Source organism: Psychrobacter sp. Ps2 (assembly GCF_022129405.1).
Lineage (GTDB): Bacteria > Pseudomonadota > Gammaproteobacteria > Pseudomonadales > Moraxellaceae > Psychrobacter.
Genome location: NZ_JADQAM010000061.1, coordinates 346,322 through 371,917 on the forward strand (window position 1 = coordinate 346,322; position 25,596 = coordinate 371,917).

Sequence of the window (25,596 nt, forward strand, 5' to 3'; positions counted from 1 at the left end):
GTTTGTGGTTAATTAGTGCTTGCCAAATGAGAAGTAATTACCAAGGAATATCACAAATTTATTTGATTTACGGTATCATAGGCACACTTTTTGAATTTTTATTATTTTTAGAAGTTTTTAGCATTAACGATGTCGCATCGATGAGCGATGAACCGCTTGAGATGTTCGATAACTAACCCGTTTATATAAAAATATAGGTGATTTTGTGCGTGAGATTCTAGTAACCAGTGCGCTGCCCTACGCCAATGGCTACATCCATTTGGGGCATCTTGTAGAATATATTCAGACTGACATTTGGGTACGTGCGATGAAAGCGCAAGGCCATCAGGTCACCTATGTCTGCGCGGATGATGCACACGGTACGGCAATCATGCTCAAAGCAGAAGCCAATGGCGTCACGCCAGAGGAGCAAATTGCCTCAGTTAAAGCCTCACATGAAGCGGATTTTTCAAAGTTCCTTATCAACTTTGATAATTACCACAGCACGCATTCAGAAGAAAACAAACAGTTCTCTGAGCTGATTTATCGTCGTCTCAATGATGCTGGTCATATCAGCACAAAAGATGTCGAGCAACTGTTTGATCCTGAAAAGCAATTATTTCTAGCCGATCGCTTTGTCAAAGGTACTTGTCCAGAATGTGATTCACCAGACCAGTACGGCGATAACTGCGAAGTATGTGGCACCACTTACGATGCAACAGATCTAAAAGATCCGCATTCAACATTGTCTAATGCAACGCCAGTACTTAAAACATCCAAGCATTATTTCTTTGATTTGCCAGAGTTTGAGCAGTTCTTACAGGACTGGACACGCAGTGACAATCGCTTGCAAACGTCAGTCGCCAACAAACTTCAAGAATGGTTTGAGGCAGGACTTGCCAGCTGGGATATCTCACGCGATGCGCCCTACTTCGGCTTCCAAATTCCAGATACTCCAAGCGATGAGCCAGACAAATACTTTTATGTATGGCTAGATGCGCCAGTCGGCTACATGGCAAGCTTTAAAAACCTATGTGATAAGCGGGCAGGGACAGACCAAGCACTTGACTTTGACCGCTACTGGGCACAAGAAAACGAGCACAAAACTGAAGTTTATCACTTCATCGGTAAAGACATCGTTTACTTCCATGCCTTGTTTTGGCCAGCGATGCTAGCAGGTAGTGAACTGCGTACGCCGACTGGCGTCTTTGCCCATGGTTTCTTGATGGTCAATGGCGAAAAAATGAGTAAGTCACGCGGTACTTTTATCAAAGCCGAGACGTATGCTGAGCACTTACATCCTGAATATCTGCGTTATTACTTTGCCAGCAAACTGTCTGATAAAGTTGAAGACATTAACTTAGACTTAGAAGACTTTATGCAAAAGGTCAACTCTGACTTGGTTGGTAAAGTCGTCAATATCGCCAGTCGTAGTGCAGGGTTCTTGGTTAAGAAGTACGACGGCATGCTGTCAGAAATTTGCGTCGAGTCAGAGCTATTAGAAGACATTACCAAAACGGGCGATGAGATTGCTGCTGCCTATGAGAATCGTGAATTCTCGCGTGCTATGCGTTTAATCATGCAATGTGCGGACAAAGCCAACGAATATATCGATGCCAAAAAACCATGGTCACTAGCGAAGTTGGAGGGTACTGAGCAAGAGGTTCAAGACGTCTGCTCGGTCGCTATCAATATCTTCCGTCAATTGATGGTCTATCTAGCACCAGTATTGCCTGAGCTAACTAATAATGCTAAAGAGTTTTTAAACCTTAAGGATTTAAGCTTTGCCAGTCGTAATGAGTGGTTACTAGGTCATAAAATCAACAAATTCAAACCACTGATGCAGCGTATCGAAGAAAAAGATATCGAAGCCATGGTAGAAGACTCCAAAGCGTCATTGGCTCAAGCCGATGCACCTGCCGCGACTACAGACAGTAAATCTGCTGCTAAAAATGAAGCGTCAGCAGAGATGAATACAGATGATGAGCAAACGGACTACATTGGTATCGAAGACTTTGCTAAAGTCGAGATGAAAGTCGCACACGTTTTAGAGTGTAACCATGTAGAAGGCGCAGACAAATTACTACAGTTCACCCTAGATGTCGGCGAAGACAAGCCACGTAACGTGTTTAGCGGAATTCGTAAGTTCTATGAGCCTGAGCAATTGATTAATAAGAAAGTCATTTGCGTGACCAACCTTGCTCCGCGTAAGATGAAATTTGGCGTATCAGAAGGCATGGTATTGTCAACTGGCGAGCCAAAGACAGGCTTAACAGTCGTTACCTTGCCAGATGCTTGTGTTGTTGGCGACGTACTGGCATAACGGTTATTTTTAGGATTAAAAAATAAAAAAAGATGCCTTAAGTGGCATCTTTTTTTATGACTGATTTAGCAAATGGCTAAAAACCAAGCCTGATACTTATCTACTCAAAATATCGATAATCTGCAACGTATCATTAATCACCGTCACAATGTTATTTTCTGGCGTACGAATACGAACGTAACGGTCATCATAACGGTCTAAAACGACAGAACGGTCATAATCCCTTCTATCAATCTTGCCGACTACTCTATAACCGTATCTATCAAGATCACGCTTAAATGAAGCATTCGAGCTAGCATTGCGATAAGCGTTAATACTTGGGTGGGCGTTGCCACTATGCTTATAGTTTTTACTGACATGGGCAGAGTTACCTTTGCTATTACCGTGCCCGTTTCCATGACCATCTTTTGCCATAGCAGGCAATCCAATCAAAGAAGTAGCAGTGATACCGGCGATGGTTAATAATTTAAGATTAGCAGTGTTCATAATATTATCCTTAAAATAGTCATTCGAAAAAGTTAGATAAATAATAGCGTCTATTTCATATCCACTATGGCAGCACAGTGTCACCAAAATGACTGGATTATCCTTAGATTTATCATATTTCTCGTATGAAAATTAGCTTACGTTAATTATGAAGTGAGTACGTAATAGATGCGTTGCTAGGATGTAAGCCTTTTGCATATGGTTTGAGCAAACAAAAGTACCCTAGCGACATCTGTTATATTTAGATATACATAAGAGCTTCAATGCACCACGCGTCTTGATAAGATAAAAAGAAGTGATGATTTTTTTATTATCCATCACCATGACCGCCACAAATTAATTTTTTATTGCGATAACTTACATTACTGTCATAATATGAACATAATAATCGATGGAACGATTACTTTATTTACCTGTTAGCCTGCTATCTCAGCATCAACATAGCATTGACTTGGCTAATCTGCATTCTTCAATATCACGGTAAAAAACCAAAGTACACCAAACAGATGAGCAAAATGAATACTATATAAGTTAGTAGGCTCAGTCAGTCTGGCAGTATTTGCTTGGTTTTTGAGATTGATATAACCTATGAGTTAACCTAATAATGACTATCGCTTCTACTTTACGCTTAAGCCTATATGGCGTTGCTCTTAGTGCCATTAGCACATTTGGACTAATCGGCTGCTCAAACTCCTCTACCGAGACCGCAGCGACTGCTGAAAATAGCACGGCTACAGACAAACCTGCCAAATCTATTGCCATTACTCAAATCGTTGAGCATCCATCATTAGATGATATGCGTCGCGGTATTATTGATGAGTTGGCTGATAACGGCTATGTCGAAGGTCAAAACCTAACTGTTAACTTTCAAAGTGCGCAAGGTAACACAGCGACTGCTGGACAGATTGCCAAACAATTTGCAGGAGACAACCCTGATGCGATCGTAGCAATCTCAACGCCTTCTGCGCAGTCAGTGGTAGCCGCGACCACCACTATCCCTATTATCTACACCGCTGTGTCAGATCCGCTAGGTGCCAAGCTCATTACAGCAGATGGCAAGCCCTTTCAAAGCAATTTGACTGGACTATCAAGCCAGCTGCCATTAGAGCCGCAATTGGATTTGTTACAGCAAATAAAGCCTGACTTAAAGACCATCGGTTATGTCTATAGCCCAGGTGAGGCAAACTCAGTGTCATTGCGTGAAAATCTAAAACAAGCTCTGCCAGCACGAGGTCTGTCACTATTAGACATTCCTGCCAATCGTCCAACGGATATCGGTATGGCGACGCGCAGTTTGCAAGGACGTGCAGATATCATCTACACCTCATTTGACAACAATGTTGCCTCTGCCTTTGAGGCCATGACCCAAGCAGCAAATGAGCTCAAGTTACCGATTATCGCGTCTGATGAATTCAGTGTAAAACGCGGCGCGACTGCTGCGCTTGGTGTTAATGACTATGACTTTGGTCGTACCACTGGCAAGATGGTATATCGTGTGTTAAATGGCGAAGCGGTCAACACCATCAAACCTGAAGTCATGAATGATCTGACCTTATATGTCAGTCCTAAGCACGCCAAAACACAAGGTGTCAGTTTGCCAGCAGAGTTACTAAAAAATGCCATCAATGTTGATATTGATGCCGAAACCAAATAAAAAGTAGTAAGCTATCTATTAGCTCGTCAATTATTTATATAGTGTACGGACACACTATTATTTTAGGAGTAAGACCCATGTTGTCTCAAAATCGTTTTGGTCGTTTTAATTTCGGTAAGGCTTTATTATTAGGCGGTGTATGTACGGCTATCTTGACTGGTTGTAACCAATCAGCACAAGATGATGGCTCCACGGATGCTGCCGCTAGTGGTGATGCAGCAACGGCTATGAAGACCGTTGCTATTACTGCTATCGTCGAACATCCAGCGCTTGATGATGTACGTAAAGGTGTCATCGACGAGCTAAACGAAGCAGGCTTCAAGGACGGTGAAAACTTAACCGTTAACTTCCAGAGCGCGCAAGGAAACACTGCTACTGCTGGTCAGATTGCTAAACAATTTGTCGCTGATGCGCCAGATGTTATCGTCGCTATCGCAACACCATCTGCGCAGTCTGTTGCCGCTTCTACTAGCAGCATTCCATTGGTATTCTCAGCAGTTACTGATCCAGTAGCAGCAAAACTGGTACCTAAGTTAGATGGTTCTGGCACTAACGTTACAGGCGCATCAGATGCCCTACCGTATGAGCCACAGATTGATTTGATGCGTCAAATCATTCCATCATTAAAGAACGTCGGTTATGTCTATAGCCCAGGTGAAGTCAACTCAACGATTATCTTAAAAAATCTTAAAGAGAAGCTAACACCACTCGGTATCAATGTACTTGAAGCACCTGCACAGCGTAGTAACGACATTGCGATGGCAGCACGTAGTCTCGAAGGTAAGGTCGATATGATCTATACTTCAACTGACAACAACGTGGTATCAGCGTACGAGTCACTTTATCAAATCGCCAAACAAAGTAAGATCCCTCTTATTGCCTCAGATACTAGCTCAGTTGAGCGCGGTGCTGTTGCTGCTCTAGGCGTGAACTACTATGAGCTTGGCCGTGAAACTGGTAAAATTGTCGTACGTATCTTGAATGGTGAAAAAGCAGGTGCTATTCCTGTTTATACTCCACAAGCGCTTGATCTATACGTCAGTCCAAAACATGCTAAAGAAGAAGGCATCACGTTGCCACAAGCGGTTATCGATAAAGCTAAAGAAGTGGTAGAATAACGCACCTTTGTATTTGGCTCAAAATAGCAGGTATAAATAGGAAAGCGACACTACTTAATACTGTGTTGTATACCTTAAATATACGGCTAATGATTAAATAAGAAACCCAGCTATGAGTCATTAGGCTGGGCTTCTTGTCTAAACAGAGTCTTTTTTTGCAAGCGTGCTTAATAGTGCTGTATTTGTCTGAGAATTTATCTGATACTTGTTAAGTAGATGATATGTTGATTGATTACATTGCAGTGCATTGAACCATCGCTTCAAACCAAGGTAACTTATGATCGCTATTAATCCTGATATGTTTTGGTTTACCCTAACCGCAGATTGCTTAATCTGTTAAATTCACCGCTTAGCTGTTTAGCAGGTAGATGATTTTGGCAATTGCCATTTACTTATCTTGGTACCATACGCTAGACACTTGGTTATGACTTACTGATCTCTTATGTCTTTAATTGCTTTTTTTGGTGCGCTTGAAAGTGGTCTGATTTATGGCCTAGTAGCACTCGGTGTGCTTATCTCATTTCGTACACTCGACTTCCCTGATTTGACCGCTGACGGTAGTTTTCCGTTAGGTGGCGCAGTCGCTGGTATTTCTATCATCGCTGGCATCAACCCATGGTTGGCCTGTGCTTTTGGGATGTTAGCAGGTTCAGTCGCTGGTATCGTCACTGCGTGGTTGCATGTCAAACTTGGCATCTTGCAACTGCTTGCCAGTATCTTGGTCATGGTTGCTTTATATTCTGTCAACCTACGTATCATGGGCGCGCCAAACCTACCCCTGCTTGGTGAAACCACAGTGTTTAGCACCTTGGTGACTGATGGTAATGGTTATTGGATGCGCTGCCTGATTATCGGTGTCGTTGTCGCAGCTGCTATGTTATTTTTGAACTGGTTCTATAGCACTGAGACAGGTCTGTCGATGCGTGCTACTGGCTCAAACCTAAGAATGGCACAGGCGCAAGGTATCAATACCTCATGGATGACAATCATCGGTATGGCGATTTCTAACGGTTTGATTGCCTTAGCGGGAGCGCTGTTTGTGCAGACTCAGGGTGGTGCAGATATCTCAATTGGTATCGGTACAATCGTCATTGGTCTAGCAGCGGTCATCATCGGTGAGACCATCATTCCTGCCAAGCGTATTTGGCTGATTACCTTTGCCGTTGTTGTCGGCGCGGTATTGTACAAACTGTTTATTCAGGTCGCATTATCAAGCGATACGCTACGTAGTATCGGCTTTGGTCCACAGGATTTGAACTTGATTACCGCATTGCTCGTGGTACTAGCCTTGGTATTGCCAAAAGCGAAAACCAAGTTTTTATCACGCAAGGTTCGCGCCTAATGACAGTCAAAGCAAGTATTGATAACACTTGTGACGCTTGAAGAGATAATAAGGAATAACGATTATGATGCAAGCCACCGATTTACGGTTGACCTTTAACCCAGGCACGCCAATCGAAAACCCTGCCCTACGTGGTATCAGCTTAAATATTGCTGATGGTGAATTTGTCACTGTCATCGGTACCAATGGCGCAGGTAAATCTACTTTTTTGAACGCCGTAAGCGGTACGACACGCGTCGATAGTGGCTCAATCTTGCTAAATGGCATTGATGTGACCAAAAAGTCTGCCCATCAACGTGCGCATTGGGTTGCTCGCGTCTTTCAGGATCCGATGGCGGGCACTTGTGAAGCGCTCACGATTGAAGAAAATATGGCTTTGGCCTACAAACGTGGTGGTAATCGCGGTCTGAAATTTGCACTGAACCAGAACAACCGTGATTTGTTCCGAGAAAAACTATCCGTTTTAAAATTAGGTTTAGAAAATCGTCTAACCGATCGTATGGGTCTGCTCTCTGGTGGTCAACGTCAGGCAGTAAGTTTGCTAATGGCATCATTGCAGCCCTCTAAGATTTTGCTGCTTGATGAGCATACTGCAGCTCTCGATCCAAAGACTGCGGCATTTGTCTTAGAATTGACTGATAAGATTGTCACGGACAATAAGCTAACCACGATGATGGTTACCCACTCAATGCAACAAGCGTTGGCACATGGTACACGCACCGTTATGCTGCATCAGGGTCAAGTCGTGTTGGATGTGGCTGGCGACATTCGTAAAGGTATGACCGTACATGATTTGCTCGATATGTTCGAGCAAACACGTGGCGAAAAAGTTGAAGATGACAGCCTGATTTTAAGCTAAGTTTTGAGCTAATACTGCCAATGACTTACGATTTATAAATTTGTACCTGTCAGATATAACCATTTTCGATAACTTCTAAGACCTTCAAGAGAATTGATTTTTCTTGGAGGTTTTTTGTTATCTATAGTTAATGATCATATGAACTTTTTACTGACCATTATATAGTTGTCGTCTATCAAAGCTTCGCTGTTGTCATCTATCTATGAGGTCTGTTATGCGCAAAATTCCTATTTATTCCCACCCTGCTGCTGGTTGGCCTGCGCTGATCTCATCTACTCAAAAGCTAATGAACTATAAGACATTTTTGCGTGGCGGTATAAGTGTATTTAAAAGCAATCAGCCACAAGGCGGATTTGACTGCCCAGGCTGTGCTTGGCCTGACCATAAGTCACACAAAGCCATCGATGTCTGTGAAAACGGCATTAAAGTCATTGCCAGTGAGACCATGACCCATAAAGCAAATGCCGATTTTTTTGCAAGACATACCGTTACTGAACTACAGGGCTGGACTGGTTACGAGCTTGAGCACAGTGGTCGTTTATCAGAGCCGATGTATTACGATGCGGCGCAAGATCGCTATGTTCCTATCCCTTGGGAAGCTGCTTATAGCCTGATCGCTGAACAATTGGGGCAGCTTGATTCACCCCATGAAGCATTATTTTACACCTCAGGCCGTGTCACCAATGAGCCAGCGTTTTTATTTCAGCTGTTTGTTCGCTGCTTTGGGACCAATAATCTGCCTGATTGCTCAAATATGTGTCACGAGCCAACCTCAGTAATGCTAAGCAGACAGCTAGGTATTGGTAAAGCGACGGTCATGCTAGAAGATTTTGAGCAAGCCAAGCTGATATTGATGTTTGGGCAAAACCCAGCAACTAACCATCCACGTATGCTAGAGATGCTCGCCCATGCGCATGAGCAAGGCTGTCGAATTATTTCAATCAACCCCATGCGTGAACAAGGTTTAAGCAAGTTCAGAAATCCACAAAAACCAACTCACATGGCAGCTGGTCAAAGTACTGACATGGTCGATGATGTTATTCAAATTCAAATCGGTGGTGATGCAGCGTTATTAACGGGCATTGCCAAATGGCTAATCGAAAACGATAAAATCAACCATGAGTTTATTACCACTCATACTTCAGGATTTGAACCTCTAAAGCAGTGGCTGACAGAGCAATCATGGACAGATATCACACTTGGCTGCGGTATTTCTCAGACAGATATTATTAATCTCGCTGAACTCGTGGCCGATAGTCCAGCAACGATTTGTACTTGGGGCATGGGCATTACTCAGCACGTACAGGGTGATGACAATGTCGCAATGATTACCAACTTGCTCCTTCTGATGGGCATGATTGGTATCGATGGCGCTGGTGCATCTCCAGTGCGTGGGCACTCCAACGTACAGGGCGATCGCACCATGGGTATCCATGAACGACCTAGCAAAAGCCTACTAGACAGTTTAGAGCGTGTGTTTGAGCACCCTATGCCGCAAGAGCATGGCTACGATGTCGTCACAGGTGCCAAGGCTCTTATCGCAGGTAAACTAAAAGTCTTTATGGGTATGGGTGGTAACTACGCAGTGGCTGCCCCTGATACCAGCGCTATTGAGCAAGCCTTAACCACTACTCAGCTTAATATATTTGTCGGTACTAAGCTCAATGAAACTATGCTATACCCCGGTGCCAACAATTTAATCCTACCTTGCTTAGGCCGTACCGAACGTATTGTCACGACAAAAGGTGAGCAGTTTGCCACTATCGAAGACTCTATGTGTCAGATCGTACCCACTCAAGGCAAACTAAAACCTGTTAGTGATACTCTAAAATCTGAAGCGCAAATCGTAGCGGATATCGCGACTCATGTACTCGGCGCCGACACGTCTATTCCTTGGCTAGCGATGAGTGAAGACTTCAATATTATTCGGGACTATATCTCCCAAGCGATTAATGGATTTGAAGACTTTAATCAACGTATTCGCACCTCTGAGCGTGGCTTTCATTTGTATCATGCGGCGCGTCATCGTGTATGGAATACCGAAAGCGGCAAAGCCCAGTTTGAAGTGCCACAATATCCGATTACTTTTGTCGCAGCACAAATGGCAGCTGCAAATGATATCGATGATATTGCAGATACAGCGCAAAAGGTTTGGCAATTGACCAGTGTCCGCAGCCACGATCAATTCAACACTATGATTTTCGGGTTTAAAGACCGCTATCGTCAAACGGATCGCCGTGACGTGCTATTCATGCATCCAGATGAAATAAGTCGTTCAGGTTGGCAAAAAGGTGACCGTGTTATGGTCACTCGCCAGCGTGCCAAAGATAGCCTAGAGCAACCACGCGTATTGGGCCCATTGGTATTGAGCGAGATGGATATTGCCTCTAACGCTGTTGCTGCTTATTACCCTGAGTGCAATGACCTCTTTGATTTAGATACACATGCGCCAGATTCTCATATCCCAGCGTACAAATCGACGACCGTCGTGTTAGAGCGCGTAGAGGCAAATACATCGATAGCTACGCCTGCGTAAATCATCCTGCGGAGAGCTAATGAGAATGACATTTTCATTGGCTCTCGCTTCAAATGACCATAAGCACGCTCATAATTTTAGGCCATGATAAACCGTGATAACCATTGAAGATAACGCTCAGCAAAGTGAGGCTCTTATCGACCCCGCTATGATAGATAATTCAACTGACATTAAGAGAGTTGCACCTGAGCTGTCTAACGATGAGAGGTTGTCAGAGACACCACTTGCTCGTAATCATTTAGCACAAAAGCATCATTACCCGTCAGTTAGCAATAACCCTACTCATGACTCTTACCTTCAAATTGAATCTCAGACTACTAGCTTAGCCGTAGAAGCTGCGGTCTCTATCATTATTAATGGGATTCATTATGCTGTGTTGATGGCCAGTCCTCATCAGTTAGAGTATTTGGCTGTTGGGTTCTTATTTAGTGAAGGATTAATTCAATACAGTCACGAGTTACTCGACTGGGAAGTGACTCACCTTGCAGATATCGCTAGCTACCAGAAGTTCGTTCAAGATTCGAGTGACGAAGATCTTGACTCAGTATCAATTGAGCAAAGCTTAGAACGATTTCAAGATTACGATATCTATGTCGTGGAGTTGGTATTGAGCCAACGCTGCCATCAACGTATACAGGCACAAAAGCGGCAGCTCGCAGGGCGTACAGGCTGCGGTATGTGCGGTATTACTGGACTAACACAAGCTTTGCCTGATTTAAGTACTTACTCACAAGACCATTTACACCATGAACATAACCGACAGACAGGTATAAATGGCATTCAAACGAGCGCACCAAGTCTTGACTCCCTATTGGCACTGCGTCAACAAGTGGATGCCGCGCAACATACGCATCAACTGACAGGTGCGGTACATGCCGCAGCGACGATACATAATCAGCAGCTACATTTATTTGAGGATGTAGGCCGCCATAATGCACTTGATAAACTCATCGGTTGGCAATTACGCCAAAAAGCAGACGTTAGCTGTGTGCTTATGACTTCGCGTCTCTCTATTGAACTGGTTCAAAAGTCTATTCGAAGTCAAATCCCGTGGCTAGTTGGCATGTCAGCGCCTACCAGTACAGCAGTGCGCGTGGCTGAGCGTTATGGCCTTGGATTGGCTGGATTTTTACGTGATAACCGAGTCACTTACTATACCAAACAAGATAATATATAAAAATTCACTTCTACTTGTTCATTGAGAGCAACCATCATCTATCGCTCATTATCTATTTTTCTAATGAAAGCTTCAGCTACTCATTCATGGTTATAACTTAGCTCATAGCGATATATCACTCAATGCTACTAATAATAAAACCTTATCTTTCAATGCTTTATTAAAAATCTTATTAAATCTCTTTAAATAAATACTTATATGTCATCTTCGGTCATTGTTTGGTAAATATCGGATAATGTTTGAGGTTAATGACATAATAGGTTACTCTTATCCCGCAAATATGTTACAGGCACTTAACAAATATGTAGTTTTATTTATTAATGCCGCTTAGTAACACATCAATCGCAATAGATGAGTAGAGATTTCTCAGCTATTGTTTATTACAGCTGATAAGGCTGTCTAAATCGAGTTCGGGTCATTTTATCATGGCTTAGTGCTTATTCGTAATTCCGCTATAGACACTCATCACATGAGTTTTCTTTAGCATGTAGCTACCTTTGTGTATGCCTATTAATAGCGTGATGGTTTACCCATTAACTGACGCCTATTGAAAGTAGTCCCTGTCTTTTTGATTTGACAGTATCTGTCTCATTAAGATTTGGGCGTAACACTTAGCATTTGCTTACCACTGCAGTTGGTATTTTCGCTATTTATATTAGCCACATACGTTCGGTATGAGGACTGTGTAGGCTATGCTGTATTCCTAATGGTTTGGTATCTTTCATTTTTGCTGAACTTTATTCATCAACTAACAATTGCGAGGTCTGAGTTTGAAAACTGAGTCATTGTTCCAATTTTCATCATTAACGATTATTTTATTATTATTAGCATTTTATGGCGGCACCTATTTACTGTCCTTATTAATCAAAAAAGATAAAGAGACCACTTCTGGATTTATGGTCGCAGGTCACGGTGTTGGCTTTGGTATGGGTGCAGCCAGCATGACCGCCACTTGGATTTGGGCAGCCTCATTTTACGCTGCGGCCACCTCTGGCTATAAGTACGGCGTATCAGGGCCGATACATTATGGCTTTTGGGGTGCATTGATGATTTTATTCATCTACCCTTTTGGTATGCGCTTTCGTGAATTGGCACCAGATGGCCATACACTAGGTGAACTGATTCATGCCCGCCACGGTTCATCAAGCCAATTAATCTTAGCCATATCCAATATTATGGGCAGTTTAATTAGCTTGATGGTCAACTTTACCGCTGCTGGGGCATTGGTGTCAGTCCTGTCGCCATTATCGTTCCAAACAGGGGTAATGATCGCAGGTATCGGTGTACTAAGTTATACATTGACATCAGGGTTTCGAGCATCCGTCTTTACCGATTTTGCCCAGTTGGTCGCTCTAATGGCCATTGGTATTGTCATTATTCCCGCCGTATTATTCGCTATGGGTGGCCCTGAGGTCATGGTTAGTGGCCTATCAAACCTGACGTTAGAACAGCAGAACTTTTTCTCTTCTGAGGCATTCTTTCAACAAGGTGCGCCTTACTTCGTCGCTGTATTAGCATATGCTATCGGTAATCAAACCATCACTCAGCGCCTATTTGCGATCGATAAAACTAAGATTAAAGCGACGTTTATCACTGCTACAGTCGGCTATGCTGGTATCGTTATTGGTCTTGGGATGATTGGTCTCATGGCTGTGACGATTGGCGTCGAACCACTCGATGGCAATATGAATAACCTTATCCCTCAAATGGTCAGTACTTATTTGCATCCCGTCTTTATCGCCTTATTCTTCATCTTAGTGATCGGCTCATTGTCTTCGACTGCTGACTCAGATTTATCAGCGCTATCAACCATTATGATGGCGGATGTCTACGGTAAAAATATCGCCAAAAAAGGCCATGTTAAACCTAAAACAATGATGCTAATTGGTCGCGGCACGATGATTGTTGCGACAGCAGCTGGACTAATTTTTGCGAGCTTTAAGCTTGATATTCTCGTCATGCTAGTATTTGTTGGTGCACTATGGGGGGCTATTGTCTTCCCTGTTATCGCCAGTGTGTTTTGGAATCGCGTCACCAATACTGCCTTTACCTCAGCAGTTATCGTCGGACTACTCTTATTTTGCGTTGCCCGTTTCGAATTACTTCCAATCACTGGTGTCACCGCCCTATTCTTTGAAATACTGGCCAGTGTCGGTGCAGCCGTTGTTATTGGGCTAATGGTCTTTGGGTTCTTAGGTCGTAAGATTGGCATGGTCGCCGCAGTTATCACGCTAGTGCTGATGCTTATCTTCGCTACTGGCTTCTTACGTCAATATATGGTCCTGCTAGCCTCTCTAACAGCTTACGGCGCTAGTACCGTCGTCTGTGTGATTATCAGCCTGATGGGAGACGAACACTTCGACTTCGACTTAATTAAGCAGCGTGTGGGCAATTACGATAAAAAGTCGGAAATCCCATCGTCACTTAAATCTTAAATCAAAGTCGCTTTATCCAAGTGCCGATTGGCCAGAAGTATTTGGCTAATCGCTACTTACTTAGCGATATTATAAGGAGATATCATGGACAACGTTTTTATCTACGGCTTATATATCTTAATTTGGCCCGCCATTACTCTTGGCGTACTCGTATTAATTTGCACGGCCACTTATCGTGATGTGAAAAGTGCCAAACGTAACAATAAAGATATAGTTTAGCGCACTATATTTTAAACCATCATCATTAAACACTGGTTTACTAATAGTTTGAAAAAGCCTATTAACAGTATAAACGCTTCTAAATTGGGGCTAAATATAGATAAGATAATAAATAAGCTGTTTTTAATGAAAAAAGGACTTGTAATTTACTATATTTTTGCTAATATAGGCGACCTTGATTGGCTGGATGGCAGAGTGGTCATGCAGCGGACTGCAACTCCGTTAACGCCGGTTCGATTCCGACTCCAGCCTCCAATTATTTATTAACTTTACGTTAATTTTGGCTTGCATTATTATCACAACCGATTATAATAGCGACCACTTATCTAGTAACTAGATGGTCTATCAGCTAGTTTACATCTTAGATAAAACAAGTTTTGCCCGGGTGGTGAAATTGGTAGACACAAGGGATTTAAAATCCCTCGCTAGCAATAGCGTGCCGGTTCAAGTCCGGCTCCGGGTACCATTACATAGTCCTATACTATCTTATAGAACAGCTAAAGCCCCTGATATCAGGGGCTTTGTTGTATTTGGCGTTCTATACTGTTCTGCTCTATCTATCCTAATCTATGCATCTGATGTACCTTAACCTGTCAGTGCTCATTTGAAATAATGATCATGACAAGCGATATAGATGATGAGCATCTCAAACGCCCTACTCACCTATACCACTATTCTTAAAAAACCTATCTAGATTACACACTTGGTTTGGCAAGTAGCATTATCAATTTATGCTCTTAACAGCCAAATCAGCTACCTAATAACACATTGCCATAGTCATCACGCAGATCTTTTTTGACCATTTTCCCAGCGCCATTTAGGACGATATTATCTACAAATATGACTTTATCGGGTATTTGCCAGCTGGCGATTTTACCTTCGTAAAAGCTCAGCACTTGCGACTCATCGATTTCTGAATCTGGTTCTTTCACCACAATCAATACTGGGCGCTCGCTCCATTTTTTATGCTTTGCAGCAATAGCGGCCGCCATTCTTATCTGCGGATGGGCGACTGCGATGTTTTCAAGCTCTACTGACGATATCCACTCTCCACCAGATTTGATCAAATCTTTTGAGCGATCCCGAATATTCATATATCCATCGGCATCAATGGTTGCAATATCGCCTGTGTCGAACCAACCATCTTCAGTTATCGCATCAGGATTTTCTGTGTAATAGTCATTGATGATCCAATGACCTTTGATCTGTAAACGACCTTGAGACATACCATCTTCTTCAACTTGCTGTAGCGGTTCATCAGTATCTATGAGACGTAGCTGAACGCCGTAGGGCGGACGACCTTGAGAGTTACGCAACTCATTAATCTCATCTTTACTCAGCGATTTATGCTTGGCTTTTATTTGATTCATCGTTCCAAGTGGGCTAGTTTCTGTCATGCCCCAACCATGCACCGCATCGCAGTTAAAGTCTTCTCTGAACGTTTTGATTACTGATGGTGGGCATGCGGCTCCTCCGACGATGGTACGCGTCATGCTATCAAGCTTACTACCTCTGGCTTTGGCAGCGGTTAATAGGCTTTGCCAAATTGTTGGAACCCCTAGAGCAACCGTAACATGACAATCATCAATGAGAGATACTAGGCTGTCACCATCGAGATTTGGACCAGGAAGTATGAGAGAGCAACCAGTCAGGGCAGCTGCATAAGGTGTGCCCCACGCATTGACATGGAACATCGGTACTACGGGTAACAAAACGTCTTGTGCAGAGAGCGCGGAGACATCAGGCATGCACAATGCCATCGCATGCAGCACAGAAGAGCGATGCGTATATAAAATCCCTTTAGGGTTACCGGTAGTTCCTGATGTGTAGCATAAAGAGCTGGCGGTCGCTTCATCAAATTGAGGCCAGTCAAAGTCAGTCGAGTTTTCTGCTAATAGCTCATCAAAGAACAGTACATTAGGCAGTTTTTCGACGATACTATCATCTCGATCACTTAGACAAATGAAGTGTTCAACACCTTTGATATGCTCTTTGATTGCCATAATTAGCGGTAGGAAAGTAGTATCAAAAAATAGTACACGATCATCAGCGTCATTGATAATGTAGCTAAGCTGCTCAGGGAACAAACGTGGATTGATAGTATGGCAAACCATGCCACTGCCTGAAATGGCATACCAAGCTTCTAAATGACGTCGATTATTCCAAGCCAAAGTTGCTATGCGTTCTGATGATTTAAGACCCAGTGTAGCCAATGCATTGGCCAATCGTTTTGAGTTATCTGAGACAGTACGCCAATTGGTATGAGTCATCTGTCCATCGACTTCTTTGGACAAAACCGCCGTATCGCCATGATAACGGGCAGCGTGTTCGATTAGACCACTGATCAGCAATGGCTGGTACATCATTTTCCCTAACATAATACATTCCCTGTAGTTATTTGAAAGTCCGCTTATTCTTGCTACTGCATCGCCTGATGCGAAGAATAGGCCTCAACTAAGAATAATTAGAATTATTCTTTAAGACAAGCTAATATTATGTTCTCTATAGACAACAAAAAATTGTGACTTAACTTCAAAAACTTAATGATTACTCTATATAAATAGTTTTTACTTTCTCATCAAAAGTTTATTGGTATCATTGTTTCTTTAATTAACCATAAAATTTAGACAAAAAAAATCCGACCACCTAAGTGATCGGATTTTTAATGTTTGGTGGAGATGGCGGGAGTTGAACCCGCGTCCGCCAGCATTACGCTCATGAATCTACATGTTTAGTTTCTGTCTTTAGTTTTAATCCGCACCGATCCGACAGTCAGGATGGATTGGACGATTCTCTACTTTTGAACCCAAGCAATTGAGACAATCACTTGTGGCGAGCCTACATGCGGACGCTTCAACTTAGTTGACCAACTGTAGGTGATCAGCAACTAAGTAAGCAGGGTTTAAGCTGCTAGAGCGTAAGTTTCGTCGTTTGCGACTATAACAATATATGTTTGATTAACGAGAGGACATACACTCTCGACATGCATCATTGAGTTTCATCACCAGCGTCGAAGCCAGAACATCCCCAATAAGACTGGCTATTATATAGGAGATATCGGTTAGGTTTCAACCTATAAGTAGCCTGCATTACATTACGTTACAGCTTAATGGGCTATGCTAAAACAGTGTTTAACCATTTGCCGATATTTTGAATCTGCGGCATACAGACTTGATGTGCCATCGGATACGTATTGTAAGACACATTATAGTCCTTTGCCGACAATAACTGCTGGGCTTGCTCACCTAGGATGACAGGCACAACTGGATCATGAGAACCATGCTCAATCAAAATCGGCATATCTTTATTGGCAGCACTATACTCAATATTGTCATTGGTTGCTAAGTAGGTAGAGAGCGTCATCAAGCCAGCCAAACGTTTTGGATAGCCAAGTGCCACGTGATATGCCACTGCTCCGCCCTGCGAAAACCCTGCGATAACGATATGCTCTGGTAACACGCCGCGTTCTATCTCACGACTAATCAAATCTTGTATCTGCTGAGCAGACTCTTGAATCTGAGCCACATCTACTTTACGCTCTAGACTCATCTCTATGATGTCGTACCATGCTGGCATCACCATGCCGCCATTTACTGTGACTGGGCGTTTAGGTGCATGTGGGAAGATAAAACGTACTGCCATATCATCAGCCAACCCAAGCTGCGGTACAACTGGCTCAAAATCATGACCGCTAGCACCTAAGCCGTGTAGCCAAATCACCGCGCGATCTATCTTTTTTTGAGAGGGATTGTGCTCAACGACGACGGCGTCTAAATAGTTACTCATAGTTATCCTTAATAATGTAGTGAGATATGCCTTAAGCATTTCTATATTTTTTGCCAAAATAATGTGTGTGTCATTATATGGTCAATATCATCTGTTAGTTTGAGAGTATGGTCAATAGTGAGGTACTAAATGGTCAATAGCAAAAATGTGAACAGTATAAGAAGACACGTATGATTTTACGACCGATAAGCTCAATACTATCAAGTGTAAATACTGTCAGCTGTCTATTCTTTAGTACATGTGCCTACAATTGTATCCGCATTAATGCTAAGTTCTTACAAGACCAAGTTCTTACAAGGCTAAGCTTTTACAAGAATGCATAACCCTTAGCTTCTTTTGGCAAGTAACAACCAATAGTCAAACGTTAATTTTTCAATTCCTATCCATACGTCCGATGGGATTTTTTATAATTTTGCAGGAACATTTTACATGACAATTTCTAATAAATCAGCGCTTGAGCTGAGTAAGCACACGCCGGCTAAAGTTAATAAGATGAATCTCGCCTTACCTTTAACGCTGATCAGCTCATTGTTGATAGTAGGCTGCACTACCGATAACCGCTCGACGCTCACATCAAAAACCCCTATATCGACAGCGCAACCACAATTGTCCTCACCTGTCGCATATACCTATGGAGTGCGTCCGTTTTATTTGATAAATGATATGGATGAGGGACCACTAAAAGAAGAGCTACAGGCATGCCGAGGGCAACTGCCAAGTAAGACAGATTTCTCTATTGCGCATCGAGGTGCGCCGTTACAGCTGCCTGAACATACTTATGATAGCTACGTGGCATCAGCACAAATGGGTGCTGGCATCTTGGAATGTGATGTCGCTTTTACCAATGATGGTGAGCTTGTCTGTCGTCATGCTCAAAACGATTTGCACACCACTACTAATATTCTAACCACGCCGCTCGCCAAGCAATGCACTGTACCGCCCACCTTAGATGCTAAAGGCAAACTTACCAATGCTGATAGTATCGAATGCCGTACCTCAGATATCAGTGCCGCTCAGTTTAAAACCTTGACGGGTAAGATGGATGCTGCCAATAAAAAAGCAACCAATATTAGCGAATATATGAACGCAACCGCGCCTTGGCGAACGGATTTGTACTCGCAAAACGGCAAAGTATTAACCTTAAAAGAGCATATCGCATTGGCTCGTAAGCTAGGTATGAAGCACACGCCTGAGTTAAAAGCTCCCGCCGTGACCATGCCGTTTAACGGCTATCGTTTGGACGATTACCGCCAACAGCTGATAGATACTTATAAGGCAGCGGACGTGCCTGCAAGTGATGTATTTGCCCAGTCATTTAATATAGAAGATCTTGATTACTGGATCAAAAACGAGCCAGCTTATGGTGCTAATGCCGTCTATCTGATCGATGACAGCAATGAGACCGCTAAGGCGAAAACATTTGATAAAAATGACGCAACCACTTGGAAGCACTCATTGGCTGATATCAAAGCACGCGGTATCAATACTATTGCTCCAGCACTTTGGTTGCTAGTCACTACTGATGGTAAGGGAAATATGCAACCATCAGAATACGCAAAACAAGCCAAAGCCAATGGTCTAAAAATCATTACTTGGTCGATAGAGCGTTCAGGACCATTAACCGATGGTGGCGATTGGTACTATAGCGGTCTTGGTGATGCTATCAACAATGACGGTGATATGATGAATTATATTGACGTACTAGCGCAGGACGTCGGTGTCCAAGGTATTTTTTCAGATTGGCCCGCTACAGTGAGCTACTATGCCAACTGCAAAGGTTTTAAATAGATTTTCGCTTAGTCTATTAATAAACAATCACGCTTAGTTTTTATTACCAAGGCCAGCTTATTTATTGAGCTGGCCTTTTTGTTAAATGTATCAAAATGATCAAATCGCAAACCGTCCACTTAATACCTTATTTTTCCATTAACTTTTCACACCATTTAACTCGTGGCAGCAAGAGCAGCCTGCTGTTTTGTGCTACGATAATTTACTAAGCCTATAAGACGATGTAGAGACTATGACCCATATTTTACTGGTAGAAGATGATCCTGCGATCGCGATGTCGCTTAAGGTTACCTGCAAGCGCGAAGGCTGGCAAATAACTTGGTTGGATAATGCCAGTAGCGTGTTACCCATGCTGCATAGTCATGAGGCACAAGATCTATCGGCGATCATTATGGATGTCGGTCTACCAGACGGTGATGGCTTGAGCCTATGTCAACAAATACGTCATACACCTGATATCGACGCCTTAAAAGATTTGCCTATCGTGTTTTTGACAGCGCGTAGCGATGAGGTCGATCGGATTTTGGGATTAGAGATGGGCGGTGATGATTATTGCGCAAAACCCTTTAGTCCACGTGAGTTGGTCGCGCGTTTAAAAGCCATTTGGCGACGTGAACAGCTAATTCAGCAGTCAGGCTCTCATACCATAAACTCAAATGACAGTACGGATAGTACTTCCTCGAATAATCTTTCAGGACAAGCATTAACGTTTGAAAATCAATCTGGCGTTTGGCATTATCAACCGCTCAATTATTCATTAACGTGGCAAGAACAGAAGCTGGAACTTAGTAATACTGAGCGCAAAATTTTGCTGACACTATTGCAAGCACCGCAGCAAGTCTTTAGCCGTGAGCAATTGCTTAGCGCAGTAAGCGACTATCCCGACCACCGCTTGGCACGCACGATAGACAGCCATATCAAATCAATTCGTAAACAGCTCGCTATGGTAGATGCTAATGTCGATGTCATCCATACGCATCGTGGACTGGGTTACGCATTATGTCCAGCTTAACAATGGCTGCTAGTTTATGAATAATAAAACCAATCCTGCTGAGAATGCTATTCATAACGACCAAAGCAATTGGTATGCCAAACTGCACCCTATTGGTACTGCTCAGCAAACTCCTAAACGTAAACGACTGCTCAATTTAAGTATATTTTTTAGAATTTGGCTAGCCGTTGCTTTAGTGCTCGTCATATGCGGCGTGGTCGTGTTTACTCAATTGTTTGGCTACGTCAAGCCAACTGCGCAGCAGGTCATCGAAGACACGCTTCTAGACACCAGTAAATTACTCGCGGCCAGTCTACAGGTGCCGTTATCTACAGGGCAGCTCTATGATGAAGAGTATCAAGCGCAACTTGATGCTGCATTTGTCGGCATGCCAGCGATGGATGAAGCGCTCAGTCCTGTCGATCAAACCAAAAGCTACAGTAGCTTTCGCATATATGTGACAGATAGTAGCGGCATAGTCATTTATGACTCATTACCCAAACCTGATAATAATGAAGGGCAGAACTACGGGCGCTGGAACGATGTCTATCTCACCTTAAAGGGACAGTACGGCGCAAGAAGCACGCTGCGAGATTATCAGCGGCGCGATGGTTCGGTCATGTATGTGGCTCAGCCCATCAAAAATCCGTCTGGAGATATCATCGGTGTGGTCAGTGTCGGTAAGCCTGTCGCTAGCGTATTGCCTTATTTAGATGATACGCGTAACCGCATGCTTATCACCGCACTGCTTATAAGTATCGCTGCCCTTATACTGGCGGGTCTAGTGGCATGGTGGCTCAAGCAGAGCATTACCTTGGTGACTCAATATACCAGTGCATTGGCAGAAGACACTAAAAAGCCCTATTTCTATCTGGGTCATGAATTAAACAGCCTGACAGATACTATCGAGACCATGAAGCATCGACTCGAAAATCGTGCTTATGTCACTGATTATGTCCATACTTTGACCCACGAGCTAAAAAGCCCTCTAACCGCGATACGCGCCAGTAGCGAGCTATTAGAGGACGATGGATTAGATGGCAATAAAATGGATAATGAAGATCGTCAGATGCTCATTGAGACGGTTGGTGAGCAAAGCGTAAAAATGCAACAGCTCATCGACCGACTTCTGTTGCTCGCTAAAGTAGAACAGCCTACCTTTAAGCTCAACCGACAACTGACTCCCCTATTACCGCTTTTGCAAAGTTTGATCAGAGATAATACGGCCAAGCAGCAACAGCAGAATCTATACCCTATTGATATATATATTGATAATAAGAATGTGAACAATACTGCAAACTTGCCAGTAGAAGTATTGGCAGCGACTAGTGTGTATGCTGACCAATTTTGGTTAATACAGGTATTGCAAAATGTGCTTGATAATGCGATACACTTTGCAAATCGTACCGTTGATATCACTTTGCATAGCACTGCTCGAACCGTCACTATCGATATATTCAATGATGGTAAGCTGCTACCCGAATATGCTGTCGCAAAAGCATTTGAGCGTTACTTTAGCTTATCTCATCAAAGCCAACCATCATCTCAAACAACGAATCGCACAGACAGTAATGATCTATATATAGAATCGGCAGATTCGAGGCAAACTGACTATAATAGTAATACGCTTAAAAAGGGCACTGGCCTTGGACTCACCTTAGTAAAGCAAGTGATTGAACATCATGGTGGTCAGGTAGCCATTAATAATGTTCATGCCAACGATAATAAAATTAGCCCTGATAACACTGATACTGGTAAAGACCAACGTTCTGGTGTGATGGTTAGTATCACCCTGCCCTTAGCTTGAGAATAATAACTTATAGTCGATTCAATTTAAGAGTAGTACAAGGCAACCGAGTGCAGATGTATATGTGTTACTTCAAGCGAGGTTAACGCTGTAATACTTTTATAGTGGAATGACTATATAATAGTTCATCAACTTTCCATCATGACTACACAGGATTTCTACTTCATTGTTTTACGATAGCACTAGGATCTGTTGAACCGTCAAATTCGTAAAGCAAATTAGGAGTAGAAAATCTATGTCACATCAATTAACGGATAACCCTATTATCAAGAACCTAATCGGCTTTAGCCGTCACTACTGTGCACAGACATTAACGAGTCAAGGCGTCGATAGTATTGAGTTTGGTCACTGGCTAGCGGTGCCTAGTCAGCGGTTATTATTGGTATTTCGACACCAGCAGTGCGTAGCTATTGATGAGTATCAACTGGCAGCCTAATATTTAGCTAGCTTAAAACGTTGATTATATTTAAATCTAATTCATATTATAACGAGCCATAAAAAAGCCCTTTATTATTTCTAGTATTAAACTACTGGAAATAACAAAGGGCTAATTACGTTAAAACAAAAATACTAAGTAATCGATTGTACTGGCGGCTTCACATCAGCGTTTTGACCACGGTGACGTAGATAATGATCAAGCACTACAATCGCTAACATCGCTTCGGCAATGGGCGTAGCACGCACACCAACGCAAGGATCATGACGACCCTTAGTAAGCATATCGACTGCTTCACCTTGAGTGTTAATGCTCTTGCCAGCGGTGGTAATACTAGACGTTGGTTTGAGCGCAATACTCACACGGATATCTTGCCCTGATGAGATACCGCCCAAGACACCACCAGCATGATTGGCTGCAAACCCATCTGGCGTCAGCTCATCACGAGCGCTATGTCCGAATTGACCTGCCACCGCCATCCCATCACCAATCTCGACGCCTTTGACCGCATTGATACTCATCATTGCATGAGCGATATCGGCATCTAAACGATCAAACACTGGCTCACCAAGACCTACTGGCACACCACTGGCAATGATATCAAGGCGCGCACCGCAACTGGTGCCTTCACGGCGCAAGTTATCAATCAAGGTTTCAAAACGGCCAATCGCTTCTTTGTCTGCACAAAAGAACGGATTGCTGTTTACAAACTCCCAGTCAATTTGACTCGGATCTAGGACGTTACTATGCTCATTGCCAATCTGAGTCACGTGACCACGAATTTGTACGCCTAGACGTTCTTGCAAGTATTTCTTGGCGATAGCACCAGCTGCTACACGCATAGCCGTCTCACGCGCTGACGAACGACCGCCACCACGATAGTCACGGAAGCCATATTTCATACTATAAGTATAGTCAGCGTGCCCAGGACGGAAAGTATCTTTGATATCGCTATAGTCTTTAGATTTTTGATTGGTATTGCGAATCAATAAACCGATAGACGTACCTGTGGTTTTGCCTTCAAATACGCCAGAGATAATCTCAACTTCATCAGACTCACGGCGCTGGGTTGAATACTTAGACGTACCTGGTTTTCGACGATCCAAATCTACTTGCAGGTCTTCTGCAGATAATGCTAAACCTGGTGGTACGCCATCAACGATGGCCATAAGGCCTGCCCCATGCGACTCACCGCAAGTGGTGACCGTAAAAACCTGCCCAATACTATTGCCTGCCATAACTGTCCTTAAACAAGTAAACGCTACTGATGACTATGTGACCAATCACTCATAGTTATTGCTTATACTGCTTGTAATGAGTGATTGTAATTGTTGCTTATAGTTTCGGCTCATGAAGCCGACGTCTATTTAACCTAATATCTGTCTATTGAAGGCTATCTAATAGCTGAACATAAGAGGCAAACAATTGACGGTTTGAGATTAGCTCATCATAGGTAATCGCAAAGACACCATGCCCGCCATGTGCAAACTTCAACCAATCAAATTGGATTTCAGGATAGGCTTGTTTTAATGCCCATTCGCTGTCGCCGACTTCACAGATCAGCAACCCATCTGGGCTAAGGTAATCTGGCGCTTCAAATAAGATACGATGTACCAAATCCAAACCATCTTGGCCAGCTGCAAGTGCATGCTCAGGCTCATATAAGAATTCAGGCGGCAAATCTGCCATGATAGCAGCGTCTACGTACGGCGGATTGGTGACGATAAGCTCATACTGGTTCTCAGCAGGTATCTTGGCAAACAAATCAGACTCGATTACGTTTACTTGATGGCCAAGGTCATGATGATCTACGTTGACCATTGCCACTTCTAATGCGCCTTTATCGATATCAACGGCATCGACCAACGCATCAACGAAACGGGTAGCAAGCGCGATAGCGATACAACCAGAGCCAGTACACAAGTCCAAGATACGCTCAGGCTGCGACAACTGCTTTACATCTAAACCATGATCATAGAATACCGCTGACTTTTCATTCGGGCTGACACCCAGTGGTTTGGCCAACTCGGTAACTTCAAAGTACGGATGGAACTGCTGACGAATCAACTCTGCAATCGGTGAACGAGGGATAAGAACACGCTCATCAACATAAAAAGGCAGGTCGCAGAAATACGATAAGTTAATCAAATAACTGAGTGGCTTACGCTCAGCGATACGCTCTTCTAACAGCCCTAGTACCAACTGCTTCTCAGAGGTAGTCAGACGACAGTCTAAAATCTGCTCATTGGCAGACCAATCGAGAGACAAAGAGTGCAGGACAATGGCTGACGCTTCTGCAAACTCATCGGTCGTGCCTTGTGCAACAACGACGTCATAATTACGCAGCTGCGTGACTGAAAAACGAATAAAGTCGCGAATACTGACGAGCTGCTCACGTGCTTCGTTCAGTTCTGCATGCAAGTTAGCAAATTCATCGTGCTCACCAAGAAGTCCAGTCTCTAAATCATACTCCATCTCACCGTCTAAGCCCTCAGACTCATCATTGAAGTATTGGTTTTGAAACTCTTCTGCACTCATTGTTTGGTCTTCTGACATATCGCACCTTGTGGATTAACTGCTAGCGGGTTAAATTGCTTTCTGCTAAAAATCGTTATATTAAATAAAATTCAGTTATACATTATAGACGTAAACCTCTAGTA

Annotated in this window: 18 protein-coding genes, 2 tRNA genes and 1 other RNA gene; 15 read left to right on the forward strand and 6 right to left on the reverse strand. The window is 43.2% G+C overall.

Features of this window, described 5'->3' with window-relative positions; genetic code table 11:
* Positions 1-205 precede the first annotated feature (205 nt).
* Entirely contained in the window at positions 206-2,302 is a 2,097-nt protein-coding gene (gene metG / locus I3254_RS13110) for a methionine--tRNA ligase (RefSeq protein ID WP_238053163.1), read from the forward strand.
* Positions 2,303-2,398: 96 nt separating this feature from the next.
* Here metG and I3254_RS13115 read toward each other — a convergent pair whose 3' ends face one another.
* Positions 2,399-2,788 carry a hypothetical protein gene (locus tag I3254_RS13115; protein ID WP_238053164.1) on the reverse strand — a complete coding sequence of 130 codons (390 nt, stop codon included), beginning with the start codon at positions 2,786-2,788 and terminating at the stop codon, positions 2,399-2,401.
* A gap of 604 nt (positions 2,789-3,392) precedes the next feature.
* Here I3254_RS13115 and I3254_RS13120 point away from each other — a divergent pair.
* The 10 genes from I3254_RS13120 (at position 3,393) to I3254_RS13165 (ending at position 14,594) form a co-directional block, all read left to right on the forward strand.
* Positions 3,393-4,442: an ABC transporter substrate-binding protein gene (locus I3254_RS13120; protein WP_238053165.1), complete on the forward strand. Its 1,050-nt coding sequence runs from the start codon at positions 3,393-3,395 to the stop codon at positions 4,440-4,442.
* Between the two features lie 77 nt (positions 4,443-4,519).
* A complete protein-coding gene (locus I3254_RS13125; RefSeq protein ID WP_160020900.1) occupies positions 4,520-5,560 on the forward strand; it encodes an ABC transporter substrate-binding protein in 1,041 nt (346 codons plus the stop codon).
* 442 nt (positions 5,561-6,002) lie between these two features.
* A complete protein-coding gene (locus I3254_RS13130) occupies positions 6,003-6,902 on the forward strand; it encodes an ABC transporter permease (RefSeq protein ID WP_101204314.1) in 900 nt (299 codons plus the stop codon).
* 64 nt (positions 6,903-6,966) lie between these two features.
* On the forward strand, positions 6,967-7,761 hold the full coding sequence (locus tag I3254_RS13135; protein ID WP_057759272.1) for an ABC transporter ATP-binding protein: 795 nt from the start codon (positions 6,967-6,969) through the stop codon (positions 7,759-7,761).
* A gap of 214 nt (positions 7,762-7,975) precedes the next feature.
* Complete coding sequence (locus I3254_RS13140; RefSeq protein ID WP_238053166.1) at positions 7,976-10,297, forward strand: FdhF/YdeP family oxidoreductase; 2,322 nt, start codon at positions 7,976-7,978, stop codon at positions 10,295-10,297.
* A 94-nt stretch (positions 10,298-10,391) separates the two neighbouring features.
* Entirely contained in the window at positions 10,392-11,474 is a 1,083-nt protein-coding gene (locus I3254_RS13145; RefSeq protein ID WP_238053167.1) for a formate dehydrogenase accessory sulfurtransferase FdhD, read from the forward strand.
* A 785-nt stretch (positions 11,475-12,259) separates the two neighbouring features.
* On the forward strand, positions 12,260-13,909 hold the full coding sequence (locus tag I3254_RS13150; RefSeq protein WP_322868758.1) for a sodium:solute symporter family protein: 1,650 nt from the start codon (positions 12,260-12,262) through the stop codon (positions 13,907-13,909).
* A gap of 84 nt (positions 13,910-13,993) precedes the next feature.
* Entirely contained in the window at positions 13,994-14,128 is a 135-nt protein-coding gene (locus I3254_RS13155) for a putative transporter small subunit (RefSeq protein ID WP_219621825.1), read from the forward strand.
* 181 nt (positions 14,129-14,309) lie between these two features.
* Positions 14,310-14,383 (forward strand) — tRNA-Cys (locus I3254_RS13160).
* 124 nt (positions 14,384-14,507) lie between these two features.
* A tRNA-Leu gene (locus tag I3254_RS13165) sits at positions 14,508-14,594 on the forward strand.
* Positions 14,595-14,877: 283 nt separating this feature from the next.
* Here I3254_RS13165 and I3254_RS13170 read toward each other — a convergent pair.
* The 3 genes from I3254_RS13170 to I3254_RS13180 form a co-directional block, all read right to left on the reverse strand.
* Entirely contained in the window at positions 14,878-16,506 is a 1,629-nt protein-coding gene (locus I3254_RS13170; protein ID WP_238053168.1) for a long-chain-fatty-acid--CoA ligase, read from the reverse strand.
* Between the two features lie 292 nt (positions 16,507-16,798).
* Positions 16,799-17,157: a transfer-messenger RNA gene (gene ssrA, locus I3254_RS13175) on the reverse strand.
* A gap of 85 nt (positions 17,158-17,242) precedes the next feature.
* On the reverse strand, positions 17,243-17,914 hold the full coding sequence (locus I3254_RS13180) for a dienelactone hydrolase family protein (RefSeq protein ID WP_238053169.1): 672 nt from the start codon (positions 17,912-17,914) through the stop codon (positions 17,243-17,245).
* 429 nt (positions 17,915-18,343) lie between these two features.
* On the opposite strand from I3254_RS13180, the gene I3254_RS13185 reads away from it, so the two are divergent.
* The 4 genes from I3254_RS13185 (at position 18,344) to I3254_RS13200 (ending at position 22,936) form a co-directional block, all read left to right on the forward strand.
* Positions 18,344-19,702: a glycerophosphodiester phosphodiesterase family protein gene (locus tag I3254_RS13185; RefSeq protein WP_238053170.1), complete on the forward strand. Its 1,359-nt coding sequence runs from the start codon at positions 18,344-18,346 to the stop codon at positions 19,700-19,702.
* 232 nt (positions 19,703-19,934) lie between these two features.
* Positions 19,935-20,714 (forward strand): response regulator, encoded by a 780-nt coding sequence (locus tag I3254_RS13190; protein ID WP_238053171.1) that lies wholly within the window; start codon positions 19,935-19,937, stop codon positions 20,712-20,714.
* 16 nt (positions 20,715-20,730) lie between these two features.
* Positions 20,731-22,500, forward strand: coding sequence for a two-component system sensor histidine kinase CreC (creC, locus tag I3254_RS13195; protein ID WP_238053172.1), 1,770 nt, complete (start codon positions 20,731-20,733; stop codon positions 22,498-22,500).
* A gap of 235 nt (positions 22,501-22,735) precedes the next feature.
* A complete protein-coding gene (locus I3254_RS13200; RefSeq protein WP_238053173.1) occupies positions 22,736-22,936 on the forward strand; it encodes a hypothetical protein in 201 nt (66 codons plus the stop codon).
* A gap of 134 nt (positions 22,937-23,070) precedes the next feature.
* On the opposite strand, the gene aroC is transcribed toward I3254_RS13200, so the two are convergent.
* Both aroC and prmB read right to left on the reverse strand, forming a co-directional pair.
* Entirely contained in the window at positions 23,071-24,174 is a 1,104-nt protein-coding gene (aroC, locus tag I3254_RS13205; protein WP_101206116.1) for a chorismate synthase, read from the reverse strand.
* Between the two features lie 145 nt (positions 24,175-24,319).
* The gene (gene prmB / locus I3254_RS13210; protein ID WP_238053174.1) at positions 24,320-25,492 is read right to left on the reverse strand and encodes a 50S ribosomal protein L3 N(5)-glutamine methyltransferase; all 1,173 of its coding nucleotides are present in this window, start codon (positions 25,490-25,492) and stop codon (positions 24,320-24,322) included.
* Between the last annotated feature and the right edge of the window lie 104 nt (positions 25,493-25,596).